Origin of the sequence: Paenibacillus elgii NBRC 100335, from assembly GCF_004000865.1 — a bacterium.
GTDB lineage: Bacteria > Bacillota > Bacilli > Paenibacillales > NBRC-103111 > Paenibacillus_G > Paenibacillus_G elgii.
This window is the reverse complement of record NZ_BIMB01000097.1, coordinates 1-8,385: the sequence shown is the minus strand read 5'-3', so window position 1 is coordinate 8,385 and position 8,385 is coordinate 1. Positions and strand designations below refer to the sequence as shown.

Below are 8,385 nucleotides of genomic sequence, written 5' to 3'. Positions count from 1 at the left end.
GTATTCGAGACTGCACTCCAGACCCTCGCTGTCCTCCATCATGTCGAGGCTCAGGTCGAATTTCGACATGCCATACTCGGTCGGGTACGGTGTCAGGTGAAGTCCTGGAAGATGCATCTCTTTGTTTTCCGTGTTTTGCAGGGAAAACATCGTGTCAAAGAGCGGATTGCGGCTCAAGTCCCGAGCCATTTGCAGCTTGTCCACCAGCTCTTCAAACGGATAAGTCTGGTGTTCAAACGCGCCTAGCGTCGTTTCCTTCACGTCCTCCAGGTACGAAAGGAACGTTTTGTCCGCCGCCGGATAGTTGCGGATCGCCAGCGTGTTGACGAACATCCCGATCAGCGGCTGCAGATCCGCATGGGTTCTGCCTGCGATCGGCGTTCCGACGACGACGTCCTCCTGAGCGGTGTACTTTTGCAGCAGCACCGTGTAGGCGGCCAGCAGCACCATGTACAGCGTCGCGCCGCTTTCCGCAGCGATTCGCTTCAGCCCTTCGCTTATTTCCGAGTTCATGCGGAAATCATGCGTATCGCCGGCATAGCTCTGCACGGCTGGGCGGGCATAGTCGGTCGGCATTTCGAGCACGGGCAGTTCCCCGCGGAACGCTTCGAGCCAGTACGCTTCCTGACGCTTCAACTGCTCTTTTTGCGCCTCGGACTGCTGCCATACGGCATAATCCTTGTACTGGATGCGCAGCCCTGGCAGTTCCTCCCCGCTATACAGCCGGGCGAATTCTTCCACCAGAACATCCGCCGAGACGCCGTCGGAAACAATGTGATGCATATCCAGCATCAGGATGTGCCGCTCGGGCGCCAGCTCGATCAAGCCTACCCGCAGAAGGGGCGGCTTCGCCAGATCAAACGGACGGATAAAGTCGCGCACGATCGCTTTGGCTTCTTCCTCGCCGGCTTGAACCGTTTCGACGGCAAAATCCACTTCCGGATAGATCCGCTGCACCGGTTCGCCGTCTATCAGCTCGAAGCCCGTCCGCAGCGTCTCATGACGCGCAATCAGCTTACGGAACGTCTCTTCGAACCGCTCGCGGTCCAGCGCCCCTTCGAGGCCCATCACGCCCGGCATGTTGTAGCTTTGGGCTGCGCCTTCCAGCTGCTGCAGGATATAGAGCCGTTTCTGAGCCGAGGAAACCGGGTAGTATTCCCGTTCTTCGACGACAGGAATCGCATCGAACTCCTGCTGCTCCAACTGTCCGATCGCCTCGGCCAATTGCTCGACCGTCGGGAATTGGAAGATGTGCCGCAGCGGAAGCTCCATATTCAGCTCCTTGCGCACCTTGCTCGCCAATGCCGTGGCACGCAGCGAATGACCGCCAAGCTCGAAGAAGTTGTCCTTCACGCCCACCTTCTCCAGCCCGAGCACGTCCTGCCAAATGTGCGCCAGCTTGGCTTCCGTCGGCGTCCGCGGCGCGACGTACTCGCCGCCCGCGTGCATGCTTCCTTCCGGAGCAGGCAGCGCCTTGCGATCGATCTTCCCGTTCGGCGTAAGCGGCATTTGCGCCAGCTGTACGAAGTACGACGGGATCATATAGTTCGGCAGCTCCTGCGACATCGCCGCTCTCAGTTCAGCCGCCGTGAGCTCTCTTTGTGCTACAAAGTAGGCGACAAGCTGCTGCTGTCCATTTGCGTCCTCGCGCGCAAGGACAATCGCTTCCTGAACGGTGTCGATCTTCGCCAGCTGCGTTTCCACTTCGCCAAGCTCAATCCGGTAGCCGCGGATTTTCACCTGATGGTCGATCCGGCCCAAGTATTCAAGATTACCGTCCGGCAGCCAGCGGACCAGATCGCCCGTCCGGTACATCCGCTCGCCCGGCTCAAACGGATTGTCGACGAATTTTTCCGCCGTCAGCTCGGGACGGTTCAAGTACCCTCGCGCCAGCCCGACGCCCGAGATGCACAGCTCTCCGGCTACGCCGACTGGCAGCATCCGGTTATGCGAATCCACGACGTAGATGCGGTGGTTCGCAAGCGGCCGGCCGATCGGCACCGACTTCCGGTCTCCAAGACTGTCCGACGCTTCGTCCCAAATCGACGTTACGATCGAGGCTTCCGTCGGCCCGTAGGCGTTGAAGTACAGAACCTTGTCCTTCCACTGCTGGACGAATTCGACCGAAGCCGCCGAACCGCCTGTGATCAGCTTCTTCAGGCTTGGCATCCGGTCCGGATTCAGATAAGCCGCATAAGTCGGCGGCAGGATCGTCGCCGTGATGCCATTCTCGTTCATATAGCTTTCGAACAGCGGATAATCGAGAATGGTCGTAGAAGTCGGAATATATAACGTGGCGCCGAAGAACAGCGCTTTGAAAATTTCCCAGCACGACGCATCAAACGACAGGCTGGCAAACTGCACGACACGATCCTGCTCCGTCATTTGCAGCGTGTTCGCAAACATCAGCTTCAGGCTGCACAGCCCGTGATGCTCGACCATAACCCCTTTCGGCTTGCCCGTCGTACCCGACGTATAAATCACATAGGCCAGATGATTCGGTCCGACGACCGGCTCCAGATTCGAGCCGTCCGCATGATAGGCCTGCTCGTCGTCCACCGCCACAAACGTCCCGGCAAACGATACGCGTTCCCGCAAATGACGCTGCGTCAGCAGCGCTTGCGCACCGGAATCTTCCAGCATGTACCGGATGCGGTCCTCCGGATATTCCGGATCGATCGGAATATAGGCGCCGCCGGCTTTCATAATCGCCATTATGCCGACGACCATTTCCAGCGAGCGCTCGACCATAAGGCCGACCAGCTGATCCGGCCGCACCCCGGCGTCGCGCAGCGTTCGCGCCAGCCGGTTCGCCCGCTCGTTCAGTTCCCCGTACGTAAGCTGCGATTTCTCGAACACAACCGCCACCGCATCGGGATTACGCAGCGCCTGCTCTTCGAACAGCCCGTGAATCGTCTGTTCTTGCTGGTATTCCGCCGCCGTATTGTTGAATACGTGAATAATCTCCGCTTTCTCCGCCTCGGTCACCAGCTCCAGCATACTTACGGGAGCATTCGGGCTGGCTGTGACCTGCTCGAGCACATGGATGAGATGTCCCATCAGCCGCTCCATGGCAGAATGTTCGTACACGGACGCATTGTAATAGAAGCGGACGGCAAGCTCTTCTCCCGGCATGACAACCAGGGTAAAGTCATAGTTCGTTTGTTCCGCGATGTCGACATCCGTAATCGCAAGCTTTCCGTCCTCATAGCTGCCCGCCTGCTCGATCTGCTCGTCCATCGGGAAGTTCTCGAAGGCCATAATATGGGTGATCAGATCCTGCTTTTGGGCGCTCTGCGCCTGAATTTCGTACAGCGGGTAGTAATCGTAGCCTCCCGACTCCAAAGCCGCTTCCTGCACCCGCTTCATCACGTCGGCAAAGCTTTGCTCCGCCTCGCAAGAGACGCGGACCGGAATCGTGTTAATGAACAGCCCGATCATCTCTTCGATCCCCGCGATCTCCGCGGATCTTCCTGAAACGACGCTGCCGAATACCGCATCGTCCGTTCCGTTATACTTCTGCAATATAATGCCCCAAGCCGCCTGCATCAACGTATTCACGGTCACCTGATGCTGCTTGGCAATTCGGCTCATCCGTTCGGTCAAGCTCTTGCCCAGCGAGCGGAGAATATTCGCTTCCGTATACTCCCCGTCCTTGTTGTGCAATTTGCCTTGAGGCAGCGTCGTCTGGCTGTCGTAACCTGCCAAGAACCCGGTCCAATAACGGGCCGCCGCTTCCATATCCTGCTTCTCCAGCCATTCGATATAATGGCTGTAGGACGGAGCCGCAGGCCGTTCGGACAAATCGTTGCTCAGGTAAGCCTCGTACGTGTCGAACAGCTCTTTGGCGATTAGAGGCAAGCACCAGCCGTCCATCAGGATATGATGGAAGCTCCAAAGCACATGGAAGCTTTCTTCCTGTGTGCGGACAACTTTCACCCGCATCAGCGCATCCTGCTCCAGATCGAAGCCCCGGGTCTTGTCGTCATTCACCAGTTGATCGAGATACGCGCTCCATTCGGCCTCTGCCAAATGACGCAGGTCTTCGTAAGCAAACTCGACCGGCTTGTAGCGGTAAACAATCTGCAGCGGTTCCCCTCTCCAGCCACTGTGGAAGTTGGTGCGCAGCACGGCATGCCGCGCCGCCAGCTCGTTCCAGCTTCGGGAGAACAGCTCGATGTTCAGAGCGCCTTGGACGTTAAACAGCGTTTGCTCGATATACGCTCCGCCATGTCGGTTCAAGGTATTGTGGAACCACATCCCTTTTTGCATCGGCGTGAGCGCATAGATGTTCTCGATGTCCCCAAGGTGCTGCGTTTGTCCGGAAATTTGCTCAAGCTCCTCCACGCTCAGTCCTTTGAATTGAACGTCGCTCGGCGTCAATTCCGCCCGCTCTTTCGAAACGCAATGCGCGATGATGACGCGTAGGCTTTCCTGAAGCGAAGCGGCGAGACGCTCCATCGTCTCCCGGCGGTATTCCTTGCCGTTGTAGCTCAGCTCGAGCGACAGCGTTCCGTCTGCAATCATGCCGTTGATGTCCAGCACGAAAATACGCTTTTGCCGGTCGCTCGACTGTTTGCCGCCCGTATGCGCCGATACTCCGATGTCGCTGTTTTGCAAATCCTGATCGAATTGTCCGAGATAGTTGAAGCTGACTTCCGGCTCCGCGCCCCATGCAATATCGTTCTTCGCTGCAGACAAGTATCGGCATATGCCGTAACCGATCCCTTTATTCGGGATTCCACGAAGGTCTTCTTTCGTTTTCTTGAGCAAGTAGGAGATGTCTTTGCCTTGCTCCAGCTCAAGCACAACCGGATATTTGCTCGTGAACCAGCCTACGGTGCGCGTAATATCGATATCCGTCATGATGGATTCCCGGCCGTGGCCTTCCAGGTTCACCAGTACACGGTCCAGGCCGCTCCATTTCTGAACGGCCATCCCCAGCGCCGCCAGCAAAATATCGTTCATTTCGGTGTTGTACGCGCGATGGACGCCCTTCAACAGCTGCTCCGTTTCCTCGCGGGTCCACTCTATCGAGATGGATTCGCTATCCTGCTGCAAGGAAACGTCCACCTGCTCGTCCTTGGGCAGCGACTGCACCTCCGTTTGCGCGATGCGCTTCCAATAGGCCAGCTCGTGCTCAATAACCGGACTTTGCGCATACGCCCCAAGCTGCTCGGACCAAGTGCGGTACGCATCCGTTTTCGCCGGAAAACGAAGCTCTTCTCCCTTCACAGCTTGCTCGTAGCCGATCGCGAGATCCTCCAGCAAAATGCGCCACGATACGCCGTCGACCACGCCATGGTGGATGACGATCAGCAGATGGTCGCCGTCTGCGCATTGGAACAGCCCCGCTTTGACAAACGGTCCCGCTTCCAGCTCGATGCTGCTCTGAATTTCGTTCGCTTTGGCTTCGACCGCTTGCGCGGACTCCTCGATTCCTTTGAGATCCACCACTTCCAGACCGTAAAGCTCGCCTTCCCCGATAGCTCGGTTCCATGCAGTGTAGCCGTTCTCCGACTTGTGGAATACGACACGCAGCGCATCGTGATGCTCCACAAGCTTCTGCAGTACCTTGCGAATCGCCGCTTCGTCGAAGCCGTCCCTGCGGTGCAGCATGACCGATTGGTTAAAATGATGCGGCTCGGCAAACTGCGTCTCGAAGAACCAGTGCTGGATCGGCGTCAGCGAGACGTCGCCGCTTACCTCCCCTTGATCGGCCATCCGCGCCACCGGACGTATATGCTTGCTCAGCTGCGCGACGGTCGGATATTTGAACAAGTCGCGGATTTCCAGCTTGTACCCGGCCTGATGCAGGCGGGACGAAACTTGAATCGATTTGATCGAATCTCCGCCCAGCTCGAAGAAATGATCCGTCGCTCCGACACGTTCCGCGCCCAGCACGGCCTGCCATACGTCAGCGAGTACCTTTTCCTCCTCGCTCCGGGGCGCGACATAGTCGGCTCCCGTCGAAGCGTTTCCTTGTGGAGCGGGCAGTGCCTTGCGGTCGATCTTCCCGTTCGGCGTCAGCGGCATCCGCTCCAGCTGCACGAAGTGCGACGGGATCATGTACCCCGGCAGCTCGCCGGACAGCTCCCCTCTCAGCTCACCCACTGTCATCGTCCGGTCGGCCACGAAGTAGGCGCAAAGCTGCTTTTGTCCGCTTGCGTCGTCGTGCGCGATGACAATCGCTTCCTGAACGGACGCGAGCTTCAGCAGCTGCTCTTCGATCTCGCCCAGCTCGATCCGGTAGCCGCGGATTTTGACCTGATGGTCGATCCGGCCCAGATACTCGATCGTTCCGTCCGGCAGCCACTTGGCCAAATCGCCCGTCCGGTACATCCGCTCGCCCGGCTCGAACGGATTGTCCACGAATTTCTCCGCCGTCAGGTCGGGACGGTTCAAATAACCCCGCGCCAGGCCTACGCCTGCGATGCACAACTCGCCAGCCACGCCGACGGGCACCGCTTGATGATGCGCATCGACAATATAAATCCGATGATTGACGACGGGACCTCCGATCGGCACCGACTTCAATTGGCTGATATCTTCGGTCGAAGGCGTCCAAATGGTCGTGCAGATCGAGTCTTCCGTCGGACCGTAAGCGTTGAAATAGTTCACTTTATCTTTCCACTGCTGAAGCAGCTCCAAGGATGAAGCGGAGCCTGCCGCGACCAGCCTTTTGAAGCCCGGCATATGGTCCGGGTTCAAGTAGACCGCATAGGTCGGAGGCAGCGTAGCGGTCGTAATGCCGTTATCGCTCATGTACCGCTCGAACCATTGATAATCCAGAATCGTTTCCTTCGTCGGGATGTACAACGTCGCGCCGAGGAACAGAGTTTGGAATACTTCCCAGCACGATGCGTCAAACGACAAGCTTGCGAATTGAACGACCCGGTCCTGTGCGTTTATTTGCAAGGTGTTCGCGAACATTTGCTTCAGGCTGCACAGCCCGTGATGCTCGACCATAACCCCTTTCGGCTTACCGGTCGTCCCCGACGTATAAATGATATACGCCAAATCGTTCGGACCTACGGCGGACTCCAGGTTCGATCCGTCCCCGGCGTAAGCCTGCTCGTCGTCCACCGTGACGACGGTCCCGGCAAACGAAACGCGCTCCTGCAAACGACGCTGGGCCAACAACACTTGCGCGCCCGAATCTTCCAGCATGTAGCTGATGCGGTCTTCCGGGTATTCCGGATCGATCGGCACGTAGGCCCCCCCGGCTTTCAGGACGGCAAACATACCGACGACCATTTCCAAAGAGCGCTCAAGCATAAGTCCGACAGGCTGGTCCGTCTGCACACCCAGCGCCTGCAAGGTACGTGCCAACCGGTTCGCTCGTTCGTTCAATTCCCGATACGTCAACTGTTGCCCTTCGAAGACGACGGCCAGATGATCCGGAGTGCGTTCCGCCTGTTCCTCAAACAATCGGTGAATCGTTTTATCCGCTTCATAGTCTGCCGCCGTAGCGTTGAACACGTGACGAAGCTGTGTCTGCTCCGCCGCCGTCAGCATCTCCAACCCGGCAATCGGCGCTTCCGCAGCCTCCGCGATCGCAGTGAGCAATTGCTCCAAATGCTTCGCCATACGTTCGATCGTTTCCCGTGCATACAAGGAGGTCGCGTATTCGAGGTTGCATTCCAGCCCGCTGCCGGTTTCCGTCACATCCAGCGTCAGATCGAATCTCGCGATCGTATTGCCGCTCGGATACGGAGCTAACTTAAGCCCGTCAAGCTGGAGCTCTTCGTTTTCCGTATTTTGCAGCACGAACATCGCGTCAAAAATCGGGTTGCGGCTCAGGTCGCGAGGCACCTGCAGCTTCTCCACCAGCTCCTCAAACGGGTAGGTCTGGTGCTCGTAGGCTCCCAGGGTCGTTTCCTTCACTTCCTCCAGGAATGAACGGAACGTCTTCCCGCCGGCCGGATAATTGCGGATCGCCAACGTGTTGACAAACATCCCGATGAGCGGCTGCAAATCGCCATGCGTTCTTCCCGCAATCGGCGTGCCGATGACGATGTCTTCCTGGCCCGTATATTTTTGCAGCATAACGTTGTACGCAGCCAGTAATACCATGTACAGCGTCGCTCCGCTTTCTGCCGCAACCCGCTTCAAGGCTTCGTTCACCCCGGCGTCCAGGCGGAAGGAAAGTGTGCTTCCTTCGAACCTCCGCACCGCAGGGCGCGGATAATCCGTCGGCATTTCAAGCACGGGCAACTCACCCCGGAACATGTCCAGCCAATAAGCCTCCTGCCGTTTTACCTGCTCCAGTTGCTCCTCGGACTGCTGCCATACCGCATAGTCCTTGTACTGGATGCGCAGCGGCGCCAAGCTTTCCCCGTTGTACAACCGGCCGAACTCTTCGGTCAGCACATCCGTTGACAT

At 57.8% G+C, this 8,385-nt stretch carries 1 protein-coding gene; it reads right to left on the bottom strand.

From position 1 onward, the window contains the following. A partial coding sequence (locus PEL01S_RS33670) for a non-ribosomal peptide synthetase (protein WP_127463289.1) occupies positions 1-8,385 on the bottom strand: 8,385 nt, incomplete at both ends.